This is a genomic window from Mycobacterium colombiense (assembly GCF_001672755.1).
GTDB lineage: Bacteria > Actinomycetota > Actinomycetes > Mycobacteriales > Mycobacteriaceae > Mycobacterium > Mycobacterium colombiense_C.
The window spans coordinates 38,238-58,471 of the sequence record NZ_LZKI01000046.1 but is presented as its reverse complement, the minus strand read 5'-3'; the positions used below and the strand labels follow the sequence as shown (position 1 = coordinate 58,471).

Below are 20,234 nucleotides of genomic sequence, written 5' to 3'. Positions count from 1 at the left end.
CCAGCGGCGAACTGCGCCGGAGCCTAGGCGTTTTCGACGCGGTGGTGATCGGGCTGGGGTCGATGATCGGCGCCGGCATTTTCGCCGCGCTGGGGCCCGCCGCGCGTGCCGCCGGCTCGGGACTGCTGCTTGGCCTGGCGTTGGCCGCGGTGGTGGCCTACTGCAACGCCACCTCGTCGGCGCGGCTGGCGGCGCGATACCCCGCGTCGGGCGGCACCTATGTCTATGGCCGAAAACGGTTGGGAGACTTCTGGGGATACCTGGCCGGGTGGGGCTTCGTCGTCGGCAAGACCGCGTCGTGTGCGGCGATGGCCTTGACCGTCGGCGTCTATGCGTGGCCGGCGCAGGCGCATGCGGTGGCCGTCGCGGCGGTGGTCGCGCTCACCGCGGTGAACTACGGCGGCGTGCAGAAGTCGGCCTGGCTGACCCGCATCATCGTCGCCGCGGTGCTCGCGGTGCTGGCCGCGGTCGTCGTCGCCGCGTTCACCGTCGGGGCGCCCGGCGCCGATCGACTCCGCCCAGCCGGCGTCACCGCCGCCGGTGTCGTCCAGGCCGCGGGTCTGCTGTTCTTCGCCTTCGCGGGGTATGCGCGCATCGCGACGCTCGGCGAGGAAGTGCGCGACCCGTCGCGCACCATCCCTCGCGCGATACCTCTGGCGCTCACCATCACCCTGGCCGTCTACGCGCTGGTGGCCGTGGCCGCGCTGGCGGTGCTGGGACCGGGCCGCCTCGCCGACACCGCCGTCCCGCTCGTCGAAACGGCCCGCGCCGCGGGGACCGGCTGGCTGGTCCCGGTCGTCCGGGTGGGCGCGGTGGTGGCGGCGGCGGGCTCCCTGCTCGCCCTCATCCTCGGTGTCTCGCGCACCACACTGGCCATGGCGCGCGACCGCCATCTGCCCCACGCCCTGGCCGCCGTGCATCCACGGTTCGGGGTGCCCCACCGCGCGGAGCTGCTGATCGGCGTCGTCGTCGCGATCCTGGCCGCCACCACCGACCTTCGGGACGCCATCGGGTTTTCCTCCTTCGCCGTGCTGATCTACTACGCCATCGCCAACGCCTCCGCGTTCACCCTCGGCCCCGACGAGGGGCGCCCGCACCGCGCCATTCCGGTGATCGGACTGCTGGGCTGCGTAATGCTGGCGTTCGCGATGCCGTCGTGGTCCGTACTTTCCGGTGTGGTGGTGCTGGGCGTCGGCGTCGCCGCCTACCTGATTCGGCGCTTCGCTGCCCCGATGAGGTTGCGGCGCAACCGGAATCAGGCCTGACTTCGGCGAATTTCGCCGGGGTCGGTCGCACACCGCCGCCGAGCAATTCGCGCCGACGCGATTCCCCGCGGGCCGAACGGGGAAGTCTGACCGGATGTCCGACCCGGGAACCGAAGCATTCGACAAGCTGGTGGCGCTGTTGAACTATCCGATGTACGTCGTCACCACGCAGGCCGACGGCACCCCGGCCGGCTGCCTGGTGGGTTTCGCCAGCCAGACGAGCATCCATCCGCCCCGCTTCCTGGTCGGCCTGTCCCGGCGCAACCACACCTTCCGCATCGCCCACGACGCCTCCCACCTGGCCGTGCACGTGTTCGACCACGACCACCTCGACGTGGTCGAACTCTTCGGCAGCCAGACCAGCGACAAGGTCGACAAGTTCGATCGCTGTGCCTGGCACCCCGGCCCCGAACGGCTGCCCATCCTCGACGACGCCGCCGCCTGGTTCGCCGGTGAGATCCTGGAACGTTTCTCGCTGGGCGACCACGTCGGGCACCTGCTGGCACCGGTGGACGGCAGTCCGCCAAGGGAACTGGAAACCTGGGTGTCCTTCGGCGACGTGCGCGAGCTCGAACCCGGCCATGAGGCCTAGCGCGTGAGCGAGTCGCCCAGGATCAGTGCCGTCCCCAGCATCATCGAACTCGCGCCGTTCTACACCGATGCCCCGGATGGCGTGCGCGCCAACATGATCTTCAGCGCCGACGGCGCCGCCGCGTTCGGCGGTCGCGCCGGTCCGCTGTCATGCCCCACCGATCAGCGGCTGTTGCACATCCTGCGCGGCCTCGCCGACGTCGTGCTCGTCGGCGCCGGCACCGCGCGTGCCGAAAACTATGGCCCGGTAAAGCTGAGCGATGCGGCGCGCGCCCGACGGCACCACGAAGGGCGGGCCGAACCACCACCCATCGCCGTGGTGAGCCGCAGCGGTGAACTACCGCCCCGGCTGTTCAGCAATCCGGATCAGCCGCCGATCCTGGTGACCTGCGCACGAACCGCGGCCCAACAGGACCCCGACGACGACCGGCAGCACGTCATGGTCGCCGGGGAGGACTTGGTGGACGTATCGCGCGCGGTCGCGATGCTGCGTGAGCAGGGCATGCGCCGCATCCTGTGCGAGGGCGGCCCGACACTGCTCGACGAGCTGGTGGAAGCCGATGCCGTCACCGAAATCTGCGTGACGCTCGCCCCGAAGCTGGCGGCGAGCCAGCCGGTGGGCCAGCGGCCACACCCGGCGCGGCTGCCCGCCCCGGTCACCATGCAACTCGAGCACGCGTTGGTCTGCGACGGCTATCTGTATTTGAAATATCGCCGATGAGCCCGGCCGGGCTCGCCGGAAATGCGGGTGCACAAAAGCGCTCAACATGCAGCCGACGGCGCCTCTTCCTATGATGAAAATGCCCGGTTTCAAACCCGATCAAGAATAGGAATCACCGGCCAGGTGAGCAGTTCAGACCACGACCATGACTACCGTAATCTGGCGGTGAACCGACTGCGCCCCAGTGAAATTCAATGGGCGCTGAACCACGACGCGGTGCACGGCATCGCCTACGCGTTCAAGAACCCCGTCGCGGTCGCAGACTCCATCGAGGATCCCGACGACGACCGAAAGACCTACCTGGTGCGGGTCAAGCGCGACGACCTGGCCAATGCACTGGAAAAAATCAACGAATGGATCTTCGACAACCCCGGACCGGCCGGGATGCAGGCCTACGGATTCGTCCGGGCGCTGTCCCGAGAAGGGCTCACCGAACGCGCCACCGGTGACGACGACAACCGTTAAATTCACACCGTCGAATTAGCTGGCTTTCGTTATTCGCCGTGCTCCGCGGTCGCGAAAACCTTAGCCTTATGCCTGCATGCCACCGCATACGCGGATTCGGCGCAGTCGCCGGCCCGCTGCCGGCGCCGGCGGCCGGTTTGCGGCGCACGGCTGGCGGGTGAGGAGTGTTCGATGGGTGACGCGACCGTGGATTCGCGGGAGGGTACGCAATTCGGGCCGTATCGGCTGCGGCGGTTGGTTGGTCGTGGCGGCATGGGCGACGTCTACGAGGCCGAGGACACTGTTCGCGAGCGCATCGTGGCCCTGAAGCTGATGTCGCGCACCCTGTCCAACGACCCGGTCTTCCGTTCGCGAATGCAGCGCGAGGCCCGCACCGCCGGACGGCTGCACGAACCGCACGTCGTGCCCATCCACGACTTCGGCGAGATCGACGGCCAGCTGTACGTGGACATGCGGCTGATCGACGGCAAAGACCTGGCCGGCATGCTGAAGCGTTACGGGCCGATCTCCCCGCCGCGGGCGATAGCGATTGTCCGCCAGATCGGTTCGGCACTCGATGCCGCCCACACCGCCGGAATCCTGCATCGGGACGTGAAGCCGGAGAACATTCTGGTGAGCGCCGACGACTTCGCCTACCTTGTCGATTTCGGCATCGCCAGCGCCACTTCCGACGAAAAACTCACGCAATTCGGAACCACCGTGGGCACCGCCAAATACATGGCCCCGGAGCGGTTCGGTGACTCCGAGGTAACCACGAAGGCCGACATCTACGCGCTGGCCTGCGTCCTGTACGAATGCCTGACCGGCTCGCCGCCCTACACCGGCGACCAGCTCAGCGTGATGGGCGCGCACGTGCACCAGCCGATCCCGCGACCGAGCGCGGCCCGACCCGGCATCCCGGCCGCCTTCGACGCGGTCATCGCCCGCGGCATGGCCAAGAACCCCGCGGACCGCTTCCTCACCTGCGGTGACCTGTCGGCGGCCGCGTACGGCGCGCTGGCCGCACCCGACCAGGATCGGGCCACCGACATCTTGGAACGCAGCCAGATGGCAACGCCACCGGCCGCATTCGCCGGCCGGCCGGCCGGCGCCTTCGCACCCGGCGCCCCCGCCCCCGTGCCACACCAACCACCCGTCGGCGCCTGGCCCGGGCCGTCGGCCGCCGTGCAACCCCTGGCTTCCGGCGTACCGGGGCTGCAACCCACCGCGTGGGGCGGCCCGCCGGTCTGGACGAACGCCCCTGGCGCGGCGACGCCACCCTGGGGCCCACCGGCGCGGCCGGGCCGCAAGCCCTGGCTGTGGGTCGTTGTCGCGGCCACCCTCACGGTGGCGCTGCTCGGGGTGATCCTCGGCGTCGTCCGCCCCTGGGAATCGAAGTCCCGGCCCGCCCCGACCCCGCCTCCGCCACCGCCGGACGCCGTCGCGTTGCGGGTCCTCGATGACGGTGTGTTCGTAGGCAGTTCGGCGGCCCAGACCACGATCGACATCTTCAACGAACCCATCTGCCCGCCGTGTGGCAGCTTCATCAGGTCGAACGCCACCGACATCGACACCGCCGTGAACAACAAGAAGCTCGCCGTGCGCTATCACCTGCTCAACTTCCTCGACGACAAGTCGCACAGCCAGGACTACTCCACACGCGCGGTGGCGGCCACCTACTGCGTCGCCGCGCAGAACGACCCCAAGCTTTACGCCGACTTCTATTCCGGCTTGTTCGCCAGCAACTTTCAGCCGCAGGAGGGCGCCGCCGAAGACCGCACCGACGGCGAGCTCGCGCAATTGGCCAAGACGGTCGGCGCCGATGCCGCCGTCGTCACCTGTATCAAGTCCGGCGACGACGTCGGCACGGCCAGGGCGAAAGCGGCGAACGGCTACTCGACGCTGTCCGCAGACAACGCCAATTCCACGCCCTTCGTGTGGGACGGCAGCACCGCGGTGAACTACCAGAATCCGGCGTGGCTGACGAAACTCACCGGATAGCAAAGCCGCCCAACCGGGGCCGGCGGCCGGGCGAGCCGCGATCGCCGAGCCGGGGGATGTTGTACGTTTCCTGCGGCGAGTTGGCCTGCGGCGAGTTGATTGGAGTCGGCGATGAGCGACGCGCAGCGGTCGCGGTCGGGGACGATGTTCGGTCCGTACCGCCTGGGGCGGCTGCTCGGGCGCGGCGGGATGGGCGAGGTCTACGAGGCCGAGCACACCGTCAAGCAGTGGGCCGTCGCGCTGAAGCTGATGTCGCACACGTTCAGCCAGGATCCGGTGTTCCGCAAGCGAATGGAGCGCGAAGCCCGCATCACCGGCCGGTTGCTGGAGCCGCATGTGGTGCCCATCCACGACTACGGCGAGATCGACGGCCAGCTGTTTCTGGAGATGCGCCTCATCGAGGGCGTCGACCTGGACAGCCTGCTCGAACGGGAGGGACCTCTGCCCGCGCCCCGCGCGGTGGCGATCATCCACCAGGTCGCGTCGGCCCTGGACGCGGCCCACACCGCCGGGGTGACGCATCGTGACGTCAAACCGCAGAACATCCTGATCACCGGCGACGACTTCGCCTATCTGGTCGATTTCGGAATCGCCAGCGCCAAGACCGACGAGAAACTCACCCAACTGGGCACCGCGGTGGGGACCTTGAAATACATGGCGCCGGAACGCTTTTCGAGTGACGAGGTAACCTCGCGCGCCGACGTCTACGCGCTGGCCTGCGTGCTCTACGAATGCCTGACCGGGGCGCCGCCGTATGGCGCCGACAGCACCGGCGCGCTGATCACCGCGCACATGATGCAGCCCATCCCCAAACCCAGCGCGCACGGCGTGAGCCCGGCCTTCGACGCGGTGATCGCGGCGGGAATGGCCAAAGATCCGGGTGAGCGCTACCCCACCGCCGGCGCCCTGGCGGACGCCGCGCACCAGGCATTGACCAGCCCCGAACGCGAACGCGCCGCGACGATCCTGGAGCGCAGCAACACCGCGAGCGCCGAGGTCCCGATCAGCCCACCCGCGCCGCCGCGGCGCCGACGCACCCGCTGGCCGGTGGTGGCCGCCGCGGCAGTCGTCGCCGTCGCGATCGGCGCCGTCGGCGTGTGGCTGGTGCTCAAACCGACCAGCCAGCCGCAGTACCGGACGAGCTCGGGCAAGACCGCGCCGCCGTCCACCGCCGCCCCTGGCGGCGACCAGACGCGACTGATCAGCCTGCTCCCGCAGGGCTACCTGCCGGGCACCTGCACGCCGTCCACTCCCGAGTCGGGCAGCATCTGGGTGCATGCGGTGGCCATGGTGACCTGCGGACAGAACACCCAGCCCGGCGGCCCGACCCGGGCCACCTACGGGCTGTTCGGAACGCCCGACCGGCTGAATAAGGCCTTCAACGACGACGTCGGCAACGTCAGCCTGGTGAACTGCCCCGGCGAGGGCCGCTCACCCGTCAGCTGGCACTACGACGAGACCCCCAACGATATGGCCGGCCTGATCGCGTGCGGTAGCTACAACAACCACCCGAACGTGATCTGGTCCAACGACGCGAGGCTTATGCTCAGCGACGTCAGCGGCGACCCGGCCACTGTCGAAGACCTGCACACCTGGTGGGACGCGTACGGCTGACCCTTCCGGCCTAGTCCGTGACCGGTGCCGAATCCTCTTGGCGCTCAGCGTCTTCCACGGTCAATGGCAACGCCAGCTCCTCAAGCGGGCGCTGTTCGGCGGCGATGCCGAGCCACAGCTCGACCAGGCCGGCCGCGGCCATCACCACCGCCCCGATGAGGAACGACCAGACGACCTCGCTGCGCATGCCCGAGTTGATCAGCTGACCGAACAGCAGCGGGCCGGTGATCCCGCCGATAGCCGTGCCCATCGCGTAGAAGAACGCGATCGCCAGCGCCCTGGTCTCCATCGGGAAGATCTCGCTGACCGTCAGGTACGCCGCGCTGGCGCCCGCCGACGCCAGGAAGAACGCAACGATCAGCACACCGATGAAGGTCCAGACGCCGCCGGCCTGGGTGAGAAACACGATCGCCAGCGCCACCACCGCGACACCGGAACCGATGTAGGTCAGCGTGATCATCGGCTTGCGGCCGACGGTGTCGAACAAGTGCCCGAGCACCAGCGGGCCGGCGAAATTGCTCAGCGCCCACAGCACGAAGAACACCGGCACCATGTCCGACGGCACGGCGTAGAACCGGCTGAGCAACGTGCCGAGGTTGAACGTGACGCCGTTGTAGAGGAACGCCTGCCCGATGAACAGCGCCAGTCCGAGGATCGCGCGACGGGGATAGAGCTTGAACGCGACGGCGGCGATCTCCCGGAACGAGATCGCCGTGCGCTGGCGGATCCGCAGCGCCTTGCCCTGCGGTTCGGGCAGCGGTTCGCCGGTCTCCTGCTGGACAGCCTCTTCGATCTCGCCGACGATCTGCTCGGCCTCCTCGTCGCGGCCGTGGATGAACAGCCAGCGCGGGCTCTCCGGGACGTTGCGCCGCACCAGCAGCACGAAAATGCCCAGGATGGCGCCGATCCCGAAGGCAAGGCGCCAACCGACGTTGGGCGGGAAGTTCGAGGTGTTCAGCAGGATCAGCGCGCCGCCCGCGCCGGCGGCCGAACCCAGCCAATAGGTTCCGTTGATCACCAGGTCGACCCGGCCGCGGACCCGCGCCGGGATCAACTCGTCGATGGCCGAATTGATGGCGGCGTATTCGCCACCGATGCCGGAGCCGGTGAAGAAGCGGGTCAGGAAGAAATACCACGGGGCGAACGCGAACGCGGTGGCGACGGTGGCCACCAGATAGATCGCCAGGGTGATGATGAACAGGTTGCGCCGGCCGAAGCGGTCGGTCAGGTGGCCGAAGAACAGCGCCCCCGAACACGCTCCCGCGATGTAGATCGCGGCCGCCATGCCGATCTGTGCGGCGTTCAGCGAGATGCCGCTGTTGTGCTCCATGAGCCGGGCCGAGACGTTGCCCACCATCGTGACCTCGAGCCCGTCGAGCACCCACACCCCACCCAGGCCGACGACGACGCGCCAGTGAAATCGGGACCACGGCAGCCGGTCCAGCCGCGCCGGGACATGGGTCGAGATGGTCTTGGTTTGCGCGCTCGCACTCATGCGGTCTCCGTTCGGTTTGACAGAGATTTACCCACTCAGCGGGCGTCACCCACGATCGGAGCGGGACTCCTCGGGAGTCCAGGCCTGCGGCTGGCCGGGGTGGCCGGGAAACAGGAAGTCGATGAAGGCCGCGGCGGTCGGCTGGGGCTCGTGGTTGGCCAGCCCCGGGCGCTCGTTGGCTTCGATGAAGGCGTACTCGGCGCCGGTGACATCGGGCACCAGCAGGTCGATGCCGGTCACCGGGATGCCGATCGCTTCGGCCGCCGTCACCGCGACGCGGCACAGTTCGCTGTTCACGTGCGCGGTGACGTCGTGGATGGTGCCGCCCTGATGCAGGTTGGCGGTGCGCCGAACCCGCAGCCGAGTCCCCTGCGGCAGCACGTCGTCCAGCTTCCAGCCGGCCTCGGCGATAGTCGACTCCGTGAGGTCGTCGAGCGGAATGCGGGACTCACCGCCGGTGGCCGCCGAGCGGCGCCGGCTCTCCGCCGCGATCAGGTCCCGCACGCTGTGCTCCCCCGTGCCGATGATCTCCGGGGGCATCCGCAGCGCGGCGGCGACGACGCGTCCGTCGATCACCACCAGCCGCAGGTCGTCGCCGGTCACCCGCTGCTCGATCAGCACGTCCGGGTATTGCTGCCGGGCCCGCGCCAGCGCGGAGCTCAGGTCGTCGGGCCCGTTGTCCGGGAGGACCCCGACGGTGATGCCCTTGCCCTGCTCGCCACGCGTCGGTTTGACGACGACCTCGCCGACCTCCTTGAGGAAGGCGAAGTCACCCTCGTCGAAGGTGGCCAGCCGGGCGCGGGGCACGGTGATGCCCGCCTCGGAGACCAGGCGCCGCGTCAGCCGCTTGTCGTCGCACCGGCACATGGCCACCGCGGAGGTGTACTCGGACAACGATTCCCGGGTGACGACGCTGCGGCCCCCGTGGGTCAGGCGTATCTCGCCGGTCTCGGCATCGAGCACCTCGACCCAGATCCCGCGGCGCAGCGCTTCGTCGGCGATGATCCTGGCGTAGGGATTGAGGTCGTCGATCGTCTCCGGCGGCGGGGTGAACAGCGGCTCGTTGATCGCGTTCTTGCGCTTGATCGCCAGCACCGGGACGCGACGGAAGCCCAGCTTCTCGTAAAGCCCGATGGCGGCGGCGTTGTCGTGCGCCACCGACAGGTCCATGTAGGCGCGGCCCGCGCTGCGGAAGTGCTCGGCCAGCGCCTTGGTCAGGGCGCCGCCGACGCCCGGCAGCCCGGCGGCCGGGTCGACCGCCAGCGTCCACAGGCTCGACCCCTCTTCCGGGTCGTTGAACAGCAACTCGTGGTCGACGCCGGTGACGGTGCCGACCACGGCGCCGTCCTCGTCGCGCACCGCGAGCAGATACTTGACCGCCGGCACATGCTGATGGTTGTCCCAGATCACGTCGACGCCGGCCGGGACCATGCCACAGCGCACGTAGACGCGGTTCATGGCGTCGGCATCGATCGGGTCGTTGAGCGTGCGCACCGTCACGCCCAGCGGCGCCGACGTCAGGTCTGTCGTCGTGGGGGTGAAACGCAGCCGGTAGGTGTGGCTGGGGTCGATGAACAGCTCGGTGGGCGCCTCGGCGACCACCACGTGCGACTCGCGAGCGTAGATGCAGATGTCGCGACGCCCCGGCCCCTCGCGGCGCAGCGCCTCGACCAGTTCCTGGGAGTTCGCGAAGGTCTGCCCGAAAATCAGCCGGCCCCAACCCAGTTCAAGCTCGACATCCTTGGCCATCGCGTCGACCAGCTCTGGCGGCGACGCGTCATGCAGACCGAGCGTGATCGCCTCGGTGTGGTCGCCGGACGGATCGCCCTTGGTCATGCAACCGGGCCCGTTACACCATGACGCTGCAACCAGAGCTCGAGCAGGGCGATCTGCCACAGCTCGTTACCCCGCAGCGGGGTCAGTTTGCCGTTCGGGTTGGCCAGCAGCGCATCGACCGCGTCGGTGTTGAACAGGCCGCGCTCCTTGGCGGTGGGCGCGTAGAGGGCATCGCGGACCATGTCGAGATACGGGCCCTCCAGGTGGGTCAGCGCCGGCACCGGGAAGTAGCCCTTGGGACGGTCGATGACCTCCGACGGAATCACCCGTCGCGCAGCCTGTTTCAGGACACCCTTGCCTTCGTGCGCGACCTTGAGTTCCGGCGGGCAGGTCGCCGCCAGCTCGACCAGCTCGTGGTCGAGGAACGGAACCCGGCCCTCCAGCCCCCACGCCATCGTCATGTTGTCGACCCGCTTCACCGGGTCGTCGATCAGCATCACGGTCGTGTCGAGCCGCAGCGCGCGGTCGATGCCGGTTTCGGCGCCGGCCTGCGCGAAGTGCTCGGTGACGAATCGCAGGCTGGGATCGCCGGGCGCGACGATGCCCGATCCGACCAGCGCGTCGACCCCGGCGTCGTCGCGGTCGAAGAACGCGCCGCGGTACTGCGCGACGGCACCGTCCAGGGTGGCCGCGGCGGCCTCGCCCATCGGCGGGTACCAGTGGTAGCCGGCGAATACCTCGTCGGCGCCCTGACCGGACTGCACGACCTTCACGTGCCGCGCCACTTCCTGGCTCAGCAGGTAGAAGGCGACGCAGTCGTGGCTGACCATCGGCTCGCTCATCGCGCCGATGGCACCGTCGAGCGCGGGCAGCATCCGGTCGGTCTCGATGCGGATCTGGTGATGATCGGTCTCGAAGCGCTTGGCCACGATGTCGGAGTACTGGAACTCGTCGCCCTTGACGCCGCCCGCCGACTCGAAGCCGATGGAGAAGGTCGACAGCCCGTGCTGGCCGGCCTCGGCGAGCAGGCCCACGATCAGGCTCGAGTCCACGCCCCCGGACAGCAGGCAACCGACCGGCACGTCGGCGACCAGGCGGCGCTTGACCGCGAGCCGCAGCGTGGACAGCACAGCGTCTTCCCAGTCGCGCTCGGACCAGTCGGCGCGGTCGGCGTGGCGGGTGAAGTCGGGCGCCCAGTAGGTGGTGACGGTGCGCCTTCCGTCGGGCTCGATGGCGACCAGCGACGCGGGCGGCACCTTGCGGACGCCACGCAGGATGGTGTTGGGCGCCGGCACCACCGAATGGAAGCTCATGTAGTGGTGCAGGGCGACCGGGTCGATCCGGGTGTCGACGCCGCCGCCGGCCAGCAGCGCCGGCAGCGTGGACGCGAACCGGACGCGGTGGTTGTCCTCGGTCAGGTACAGCGGCTTGATGCCGAGCCGGTCCCGGCCGAGCAGCACCCGCCCGCTGTCGCGTTCGACGATGGCGAAGGCGAACATGCCGAACAGGTGGCTGACGAAGTCGTCGCCCCACCGGTGGTAGGCCTTGATCAGCACCTCGGTGTCGCTGTGCGAGAAGAAGCGGTAGCCGTACCCGCTGAGTTCTTGCCGCAACTCCTTGTAGTTGTAGATGCAGCCGTTCCACGCCAGCGACAGGCCCAGCTCCGAGTCGACCATCGGCTGAGCGCCGGCTTCGGTCAGGTCAATGATTTTGAGGCGACGATGGCCGAGCGCGACGCGGCCCTGCGACCAGGCGCCGCCCGCATCCGGGCCCCGTGGTGTCAGCACCGCGGCCATCGCTGAGACCGCCGCTACATCGGGCGCCTGCCCGTCGAGCCGTACCTCCCCGGTGACTCCGCACACGCCTTCGACCCTACCGTTGTCCGATTCGAAGCGCGCGTGAGCTCCGCCAAAAGCGCTGCAACGGGCCACGTACGGCGGCGATCAACGCATGGTGATCACCGCGATCGACGGATGTGTGAACTGGCTCGCACCGTCGCCACGAACCGGCGAGAACACTCATGACGTGGTGGGCAGCTCGTCGTCGCCGGATCCCGCGCTGAACCGTTCGTGCGGGGCCAGTTCGCGACGCCGCTCCGCGCGGAGAAGACGCCGGAGCTGGTCGCCATACATCTCGACCGAGTCGGCGGTCAGCATCTCGTTGTGCGTGCAGTCCACCGCGAACGTCAGGACGTCACCCGAGGCGTAGGGCTCCCAGGATCGGGCCAGCAGCGAACTGCGATCACTCTGATCCCGCACCGCGGAGAAGACGCTGAGGTCACCGTCGAAGAGCCTCGGTTCGTGGAGCCGGTAGAGCTCGATGTTGTCGTTGAGGTTCCCGACCAGCAAATCGACGAGCTGTCGGTGCCGGGAGAGGTCCGCGACGCCCGACTCGCGCAGCAGTTCCGCCAGCTGCTCATCGGTGGGCGGGCCGGTGTGCGCGTCGGTGCTGATGTCGTAGGCCCGCAGGACGTCGTCGAGCACCTGCTGCTCGCTCAGCGCGTGCTCGGGCAGGGCGATGCCGTCGTCGATGCTGGGTTGAGCGTCGAGCAGGATGAGGCGCCCGATCACGCAGCTGCGGCGCTGCAGCTCGATGGCGATCTCGTGGGCGACGACACCGCCGAACGACCAGCCCAGGATGTTGTAGGGCCCGCCGGGATAGACCTCTTGGATCCGGTCGGCGTACATCTCGGCCAGTTCGCGGATGGACCGCGGAGCGCCCTGATCGGCCTGCGGGATTTGCTGGATGCCGAAGATCGCGCAGTCCACGTACTTCCCGAGAACCTGGTACGGCCAGCTCACCCCGCCCGCGGGGTGGATGCAGAACAGCGGCACGCCGGACCCCTCCTGCAGGGTCTGCACCGGTACCACCTCGTCGGCGTCCGTCGCCTCGGCCTGCAGCCGCTTGCTCAATGCCTTGACGGTGGGCGCGTCGAACAGGGTGCGTACCGCCAGGTCAACGCCGAGTCCCACGTTGATCGCGGCGACCACGCGCATCGCCGAGATGCTGTCGCCGCCCAGATCGAAGAACGAGTCGTCGACCCCCACCTGCTCGGCACCGAGCACCTGGGCGTAGATGTCCGCCAGGGCCCGCTCGGTCGCCGTGGACGGGGCCCGGTACCCGCTGCCGATGTACTGCGCCGCCGGCAGGGCGCGGGTGTCGAGTTTGCCGTTGGGCGTCAGCGGGAGCGCATCGAGCGCGACCACCGCCGCCGGAACCATGTAGACCGGCAGCCGCCCGGCCAGCGCGGTGCGCGCCTCGCCCGGGTCGGCGGTCCCGGTGATGTACCCGACCAGACGCTTGACGCCGGGCTGGTCCTCGCGCGCGATCACTACGGCCTGGTCGACGTCGTCGAGAGCCGCCAGCGCGGCCTGGACCTCGCCGAGTTCGATGCGGTAGCCGCGGATCTTGACCTGTTCGTCGGCGCGGCCGAAGTACTGCAGCTGTCCGTCGGCGCCCCAGCAGACCAGGTCACCGGTGCGATACATGCGCGTTCCCGACGCGCCGAACGGGCACGCCACGAACCGCGACGCCGTCAGCCCGGGCCGCCCGACGTACCCGGCGGCCACGCCGTCGCCGGCCACATACAACTCGCCGACCACACCCGCGGGCACCGGCCGCAACCACGGGTCGAGCACGAACAGGGCCGCGCCGCCCACCGGCGACCCGATCGGCGGCGTTCCCGAACCCTGTGTCAGCGGGGCGCTGATCGCCACGCACATGGTGGTCTCGGTCGGGCCGTAGGCGTTGATCATCACCCGCCCCGGCGCCCACCGGTCCACCACCTCGGGCGGGCAGGCCTCGCCGACCACCGCCAGCGCCACCGAATCCAGGCCCTCCGGCGAGAGCATCGCGACCGCCGACGGCGTCTGGGTCAGCACCGTGACCTCCGCGTCGACGAGCAGGGCGTGGAAGTCCTTCGGCGAGCGCGCCACCGACTCGGGCACCACGACCAGCCGGCCGCCGCGCAGCAGCGCGCCGAAGATCTCCCAGACCGAGACGTCGAAGGCGTACGAGTGGCTCTGCGTCCACACGCCCACCCGCGGCAGGCCCGCGTCCAGGGACTCCAGCAGCTGGGTCACGTTGCGATGAGTGATGGCGACGCCCTTGGGGACACCGGTGGTGCCAGAGGTGTAGATGACATAGGCGATGCCGTCGGCCGCGGGTGCCGGCAACGGCGTGGCCGCCTGGTCCTCGATCCGTGGGTCCTCGATGTCGATGACCGCCAGGTCGGACCCGTTCAGCCGCGACCGCAGGCCCGCCGTGGTGACGGCGGCGACGGGCGCGGAGTCGTCGAGCATGAAGCGGATCCGGGCGCCGGGCGCCGCCGGGTCGATCGGCAGGTACGCCGCCCCGGTCTTGAGCACCGCCAGGATCGCCACGATCGCCTGTGCCGACCGCGAAAACAGCAGCGCCACAGACTCTCCCGGCCCAGCACCCTGATCGGCGAGCAGGTGGGCCAACCGGTTGGCGGCCTCGTCGACCTCGCGGTAGGTCAGCGACGTGCCGCCCCAGGTGATCGCCACCGCGTCGGGCCGGTCGGTGACCTGGGCGTGGAACAGGGCGGGAATCGACGGGAGTGCGGGCAGCGGCCGGTCCAGTACCGCGCGGTTACCGATCTCGTCCAGGCGGGTGCGCTCCGGCGCGTCCAGCAGGTCCACCGCCGAGAGCGGCCCGTCCGGATCGGCGGTCATCGCCAGCAGCACCCGCTCCAGCCGGTCGCCGAGCGCCTCGATGGTCGGCGTGTCGAAAACCCCGGTGTCATACTCCACCCGCAGGCCCACTTGCTGGCCGGACAGCGCGGCCTGCATGGTCAGCGGATAGTGGTTGCGCTCGAACATGTTGACGTCGGCGATCGCCAGTTCGTGATCGACCGCCATCGCCGAGGCGTCCAGCGGGTAGTTCTCGTAGGCGAACAGGGTGTCGAAGAGCTTCTCGTGACCGGTGATCCGGTGCATCTCGCTCAGCGACAGGTGCTGATGGTCGAGCGTCTCGGCGTGATCGCGCTGCAGCTGGCCGAGCAGCTCGGTCGTGGTGGTCGCCGGCGTCATGTTGGCGCGCACCGGGACGGTGTTGATCATCAGCCCGACCATCGATTCGGCGCCGACGACATCGGCCGGCCGGCCCGACACGGTGGTGCCGAAGGCGACGTCGTGCTGGCCGGTCAGCCAGGCCAGCAGCTGCGCCCAGGCGGCCTGCAGCACGGTGCTGACCGTGGTGTGGCTGGAGCGGGCCAACTCGCTGAGCGCCCGGGTGGTGTCCTCGGACAGCGCGAACGATTGCACGCCGCGGGCACCGAACTCGCACTGCTGCGGCGGCCCGACCAGCGTCGGGGTGTCGAAGCCGTCCAGCAGCTCACCCCACGCCGCGCGTGCGGCGTCGAGGTCACGCTCGGCGAGCCAGGTGACGAACCTGCGGTACGGCGCGGGCGCGGGCAGCCGCTGCCCGGTGTAGCAGGCGAACGTCTCGTTCAGCAGGATCGGCACCGACCAGCCGTCGAGCACGATGTGGTGGATGGTGAGGACCAGCCGGTGCCGGTCGTCGCCCATGCGCACCAGCGCCGCGCGGACGGCGGGCTGGTCGGCCAGGTCGTAGACCGCGGCGCGCTCGGAGGCGCATAGCCGCCGGATCTTCTCCTCGGGCTCGCTGCCGTTCGGCTTGAACTCGAGGCGCCGCCACACCATCGCGGGGTTCGCCGGGATGATCTGGACCGGCTCGTCGAATTGGTCGCGGAATCGGGCCACCAGGTGCGGGTGCCGGCCGACGACGGTGTGCATCGCGTCGCGCAGCCGGTCGCCGTCCAGCGGGCCGGTCAGGGTGAGATCCAGCTGCACGACGTAGAGGTGGTCGTCGTTGCCCCGCGTGGTGTTGGCGTGGAAGAGCAGCCCTTCCTGCAGCGGGGTCAGCGGCAGCACGTCGGCGATCCGCAGCCGGCGCTCGAGCTCGTCGATCTGCTGCTGGTCCAGGCGGGCCGGGAGGATGTCCGACGGGGTCAGGCCGCCGCCACCGGAGCGCACGTGCGCGCAGATGCCGGCCAGGGCCTCGAACCACAGCCGGCTCAGCCGGGTGATCTGTTCGCGGTCCAGCGCCGAGGCCGCCCACGTCCAGTTGGCGTGCAGCTGAGGGCCTTCCGCGGTATCCATGGTGCCGGCGTTGAGGTCCACGGTGTGCATCAGCGGCATCGGCACCGCCGTGCTGGTGGCGGTGGCCGACGAGCCGTCGGCGCTGATCCGCCACAGCTCGTCGGAGAGCTCGGCGGCCGCGCCGCCCAACCGGCCCAGGTAGTTGAACCCGATCGCCGGGTCGGCGCCATCGAGGTCGACCTCGTTGTTCAGGTACCGCAACAACCCGTAGCTCAGCGGATCCGGCAGCGCGCGCAGTTGTTCCTTGGCGTCCTTGACCAGCGCGCCCAGGAGCGGCGCACCCGCCGTGACCTGCGCCCAGGACAACCCGCCGACGTTCAGCGCCACCGGGTATTTGGTGGTGAACCAGCCCACGGTCCGGGACAGGTCCACTCCGGCGGCCAGCTCTTCGTGGCGGCCGTGACCCTCGACGTCGATGCCGATCGGCGAGCCGACGTTGCCCAGGAACTCGGCCCAGGCCAGCGCGAACCCGACCAGCAGGATGTCGTTGATGCCGGCGTGGAATGCGGCCGGCGCCTCGCCGAGCAGCGTGCGGGTGGTCTTCGCGTCGAGCGTCACCGACATGTTCTCGGCGGTCTCGTAGGTGTCGACCTCGGGCCGCACCGCCGGCAGGGCGGCCGGTGTCGCGGCGACCCGCCGCCAGGCGTCGGCCTGCGCGACCACCGCAGGCGACGACGCGTGCTCGGCGAGCAGCGCGGACCACCGGGCGAACGACGTGCCGCCGGCGGGCAGTGCGATCGGTTGCCCGTGGTGGTGCTGGCCCCACGCGATGTTGAGGTCTTCCAGCAGCACTCGCCACGACACCCCGTCGACCGCGAGGTGGTGAACGATCAGCACCAGCTGGCGGGCGGAGACCGCCCAGAGCGCGCTGAGCATCACCCCGGCGGCCGGGTTCAGCCGCGACCGCGCCTCGATGATCGCCGCGTCGGACAGCTCGTCGACGGCGTGCACGCGCTGAGCCGCGTCGACCGAGCCCGGCTCGGGCACGGTCAGCGACCATTCGCCGGCGTCATCGTCGACCCGCAGCCGCAGCATGGCGTGCCGGTCCAGCAGGGCCTGCAACACCGTCACCACGTCGGCCTCGGTGACAGCGGCCGGGGCCTGCAGCACCATCGTCTGGTTGAACTGATCGACCGGGCCGTCGACGCTGCGCAGCCAGCGGATGATCGGGGTGGCGGCGATGTCGCCGACGCCCTCGTCGGCCACGCCGTACTCGCCGTCCGTCACGCCGGCCACCCGGGCCAGCCGGGCCACGGTCTGCTCGGTGAAGATGTCGCGCGTGCGCAGCACCAGGCCCGCGGCCCGCGCGCGGGTCACCACCTGCATCGAGGAGATGCTGTCGCCACCGAGGTCGAAGAAGGAGTCGTCGATGCCGACCCGGTCGACGCCCAGGACCTGGGCGTAGATGCCGGCCAGGGTCTCCTCTACGGGGGTGCCGGGCGCGCGGTACCGGTCGACGTCGCGGTATTCGGGTGCCGGCAGGGCCCGCACGTCGAGCTTGCCGTTCGGCGTCAGCAGCAGCGCGTCGAGCGTCACGATGGCGGCCGGGACCATGTACGCCGGCAGGTGATCGGCCAGCCGGGTGCGGATCTCGACCGGGTCCGCTCCCCCAGTGATGTAGCCGACCAGGCGCTTGTCACCGGGCCGGTCTTCGCGGGCGATGACCACGCCCTGCTCCACGCCGTCCAGCGCGGACAGCGCCGAGCGCACCTCGCCGAGTTCGATGCGGTAGCCGCGGATCTTGACCTGCTCGTCGGCGCGGCCCAGGTACTGCAGCTGCCCGTCGGCGCCCCAGCGCACCAGGTCGCCGGTGCGGTACATGCGTGCGCCGGGCGCGCCGAACGGGCAGGCCACGAAGCGCGATGCGGTCAGTTCGGCGCGGCGCCAGTAGCCGGCCGCGACGCCGCCGCCGGCGACGTACAGCTCGCCGACCACGCCGTGCGGCACCGGTCGCAGGGATTCGTCCAGCACGAACGCCGCGGCGCCGGGCACCGGGGAGCCGATGGGCACTGGCGCGGTAGTGGGCGATCCCGCCTGCAGCGGCGCGCTGACCGCGGCGTACACCGTCGCCTCGGTGGGGCCGTAGGCGTTGATCATCGCGCGGCCGGGGGCCCACCGGTCGACCAGCTCGGTCGGGCAGGCCTCACCGGCGACGACCAACGCCGCGGACTCGAGCCCCTCGGGCGACAGCACGTCGGCGGCGGACGGGGTCTGGCTGATCACGGTGACGCCTTCGGCGACCAGCAGCGCGTGGAAGTCGTCCGGCGACCGGACCACCGAGTCGGGGACGACCACCAGGCGCCCGCCCTGCAGCAGCGCGCCGAAGATCTCCCACACCGAGACGTCGAAGGCCAGCGAGTGCCACTGTGACCAGACGCCCTCGCGGGGCAGGCCGGACTCCCCCGACGCCAGCAGCTGCGCGACGTTGCGGTGCGCGACGGCAACGCCTTTGGGCACACCGGTGGTGCCGGAGGTGTAGATCAGGTAGGCGATGTCGTCGGCGCTCGGCATCGGCAACGGGGTCGACGGCTGGGCATTGAGGTTCGGGACGGCGGGGGCCCAGATATCACCGACGTCGATGACGACGACGTGGTGGCCGTACAGCCGCTCCGCCAGCTCGGCGGTGCTGATCGCGACCATCGGCGCGGCGTCGGCGAGCATGAACCCTATCCGCTCGGCCGGCAGCCCTGGGTCGATCGGCAGATATGCGGCCCCGGCCTTGAGCACGGCCAGGATCGCCACGATCGCCTCGGCCGAACGCGGGAACAGCAGCGCGACCCGCTCGCCGCGGCTGACGCCCAGCCCGGCCAGGCGGTGGGCCAGCCGGTCGGCGGCCTCGTCGAGCTCGCGATAGGTCCACGAGCGGTCGTCGCAGCGCAGCGCCACCGCGTCCGGGGTGCGCGCCACCTGCTCGGCGAACAACGCCGGCACCGACGCGTCGGTGGTGGCGGGCGCGGTCAGCGCCGCGCGGTTGCCGAGAGCGTCCAAGCGGGCGTGCTCGTGCCGGTCGAGCAGATCGACCGTCGACAGCGCGCGGGTGGGATCGGCCGTCATCGCCTCCAGGACGCGCTGTAGGCGGTCGATCAGCCTCCGGATCGTCTCCGCGTCGAACACGTCGGTGCGGAACTCCACCCGCCCGCCGATCCCGGCGGGCTCGTTGTCCTCGGCCCAGCGCTCGGCCAGCGAGAACACCAGATCCATCCGGGCGACCTGAGTGTCCAGCGGAATCGACGTGACCTGCACGTCGCCCAACGCCAGCCCGGCGCCCGGTTCGCTGTCCTGCCCGGCGAAGTTCTGCCAGGCCAGCATCACCTGCACCAGCGGGTGATGCGTCAGGCTCCGGGTCGGGTTGACCCGCTCCACCAACACCTCGAACGGCACGTCCTGGTGCTCGAACGCCTCCAGGCTGCGCGTGCGCACCCGGGTCAACAGGTCGGTGAAGCTGGGGTCGCCGGCCAGGTCGACCCGCAGCACCAGAGTGTTGACGAAGAAGCCGACCAGGTTTTCGAGCGCGGGGTCGCGCCGGCCGGCGATCGGGAAGCCGACCGCCACGTCGGTGCTGGCGCTGATCTTGGACAGCAGAACGGCCAGGGCGGCTTGCACCACCATGAAGCTGGTCGAGTTGTACTCGCGGGCCAGCCCCGCGACCTGCTGCTGCAGGTCGGCCGGCCAGTCCACCTCGACGGCCGCACCGCGCTGGTCGGCCATCGGCGGGTAGGGCCGGTCGGTGGGCAGCTGCAACCGCTCCGGCATGCCGGCCAGCGCGTCCTGCCAGTAGGCCAGCTGCCCGGCGATGCGGCTGCCGCTGTCGGCGAGCTCGCCGAACTGGGCGCGCTGCCACAGCGTGTAGTCGACGTACTGCACAGCCAGCGGCTCCCACTCGGGGGCCCGCCCGGCGCACCGGCTGGCGTACGCCATTCCCAGGTCGCGGACGAGCGGCCGCAGCGACCAGCCGTCCGCGGCGATGTGGTGCACGACGGCGACCAGCACGTACTCGTCGTCGTCAACGCGGAACAGCGAAGCGCGCAACGGGATCTGGGTGGCCAGGTCGAAGGTCTCGAGAGCCGCGGCGTCGATGGCCTCGCGCAGCCGGCTCGCCGACCAGCCGCGAGCGTTCACGGTCCGCCAGCTCAGATCGGCTTGCTCGACCGGGATCACCACCTGCTGCGGCGTGTCGTCGGTGG

The 20,234-nt window shown here is 70.2% G+C and carries 10 protein-coding genes (1 of these 10 only partly in view); 6 read left to right on the top strand and 4 right to left on the bottom strand.

Translation table 11 applies throughout. From position 1 onward, the window contains the following. Positions 1-11 precede the first annotated feature (11 nt). The 6 genes from A5708_RS06135 to A5708_RS06110 all read left to right on the top strand — a co-directional run bounded on the left by A5708_RS06135 (position 12) and on the right by A5708_RS06110 (position 6,636). Positions 12-1,265, top strand: coding sequence for an APC family permease (locus A5708_RS06135; RefSeq protein WP_231117827.1), 1,254 nt, complete (start codon positions 12-14; stop codon positions 1,263-1,265). Between the two features lie 94 nt (positions 1,266-1,359). Then, the gene (locus A5708_RS06130) at positions 1,360-1,857 is read left to right on the top strand and encodes a flavin reductase family protein (protein ID WP_065027761.1); all 498 of its coding nucleotides are present in this window, start codon (positions 1,360-1,362) and stop codon (positions 1,855-1,857) included. 3 nt (positions 1,858-1,860) lie between these two features. After that, positions 1,861-2,577, top strand: coding sequence for a pyrimidine reductase family protein (locus A5708_RS06125; RefSeq protein ID WP_081292837.1), 717 nt, complete (start codon positions 1,861-1,863; stop codon positions 2,575-2,577). A 123-nt stretch (positions 2,578-2,700) separates the two neighbouring features. Next, complete coding sequence (locus A5708_RS06120; RefSeq protein ID WP_064880396.1) at positions 2,701-3,042, top strand: hypothetical protein; 342 nt, start codon at positions 2,701-2,703, stop codon at positions 3,040-3,042. A 171-nt stretch (positions 3,043-3,213) separates the two neighbouring features. After that, positions 3,214-5,022 (top strand): serine/threonine protein kinase PknE, encoded by a 1,809-nt coding sequence (locus A5708_RS06115; RefSeq protein ID WP_065027760.1) that lies wholly within the window; start codon positions 3,214-3,216, stop codon positions 5,020-5,022. 111 nt (positions 5,023-5,133) lie between these two features. After that, on the top strand, positions 5,134-6,636 hold the full coding sequence (locus A5708_RS06110) for a serine/threonine-protein kinase (RefSeq protein WP_065027759.1): 1,503 nt from the start codon (positions 5,134-5,136) through the stop codon (positions 6,634-6,636). A gap of 10 nt (positions 6,637-6,646) precedes the next feature. Here the strand turns inward: A5708_RS06110 and A5708_RS06105 are convergent, their stop codons facing one another. The 4 genes from A5708_RS06105 to A5708_RS06090 all read right to left on the bottom strand — a co-directional run. Beyond that, on the bottom strand, positions 6,647-8,131 hold the full coding sequence (locus A5708_RS06105; protein ID WP_065027758.1) for an MFS transporter: 1,485 nt from the start codon (positions 8,129-8,131) through the stop codon (positions 6,647-6,649). A gap of 45 nt (positions 8,132-8,176) precedes the next feature. Continuing rightward, positions 8,177-9,967: an N-acetylglutaminylglutamine synthetase gene (ngg, locus tag A5708_RS06100; protein WP_065027757.1), complete on the bottom strand. Its 1,791-nt coding sequence runs from the start codon at positions 9,965-9,967 to the stop codon at positions 8,177-8,179. After that, a complete protein-coding gene (locus A5708_RS06095; protein ID WP_065027756.1) occupies positions 9,964-11,769 on the bottom strand; it encodes an N-acetylglutaminylglutamine amidotransferase in 1,806 nt (601 codons plus the stop codon). The genes ngg and A5708_RS06095 overlap by 4 nt, the downstream gene beginning before the upstream one ends. Positions 11,770-11,925: 156 nt before the next feature. Beyond that, positions 11,926-20,234, bottom strand: partial view of a non-ribosomal peptide synthetase gene (locus A5708_RS06090; protein WP_065027755.1) — the 3' portion only. The gene runs 22,987 nt beyond the window's last position; 8,309 of the gene's 31,296 nt are visible here — the last part of the coding sequence; its start codon lies off the right edge, out of view; its stop codon occupies positions 11,926-11,928.

Coding starts and splice junctions, on each gene's coding strand:
- ngg (WP_065027757.1), bottom strand. CDS start 9,967: ATGACCAAGGGCGATCCGTCCGGCGACCACACCGAGGCGATCACGCTC.
- A5708_RS06110 (WP_065027759.1), top strand. CDS start 5,134: ATGAGCGACGCGCAGCGGTCGCGGTCGGGGACGATGTTCGGTCCGTAC.
- A5708_RS06130 (WP_065027761.1), top strand. CDS start 1,360: ATGTCCGACCCGGGAACCGAAGCATTCGACAAGCTGGTGGCGCTGTTG.
- A5708_RS06115 (WP_065027760.1), top strand. CDS start 3,214: ATGGGTGACGCGACCGTGGATTCGCGGGAGGGTACGCAATTCGGGCCG.
- A5708_RS06105 (WP_065027758.1), bottom strand. CDS start 8,131: ATGAGTGCGAGCGCGCAAACCAAGACCATCTCGACCCATGTCCCGGCG.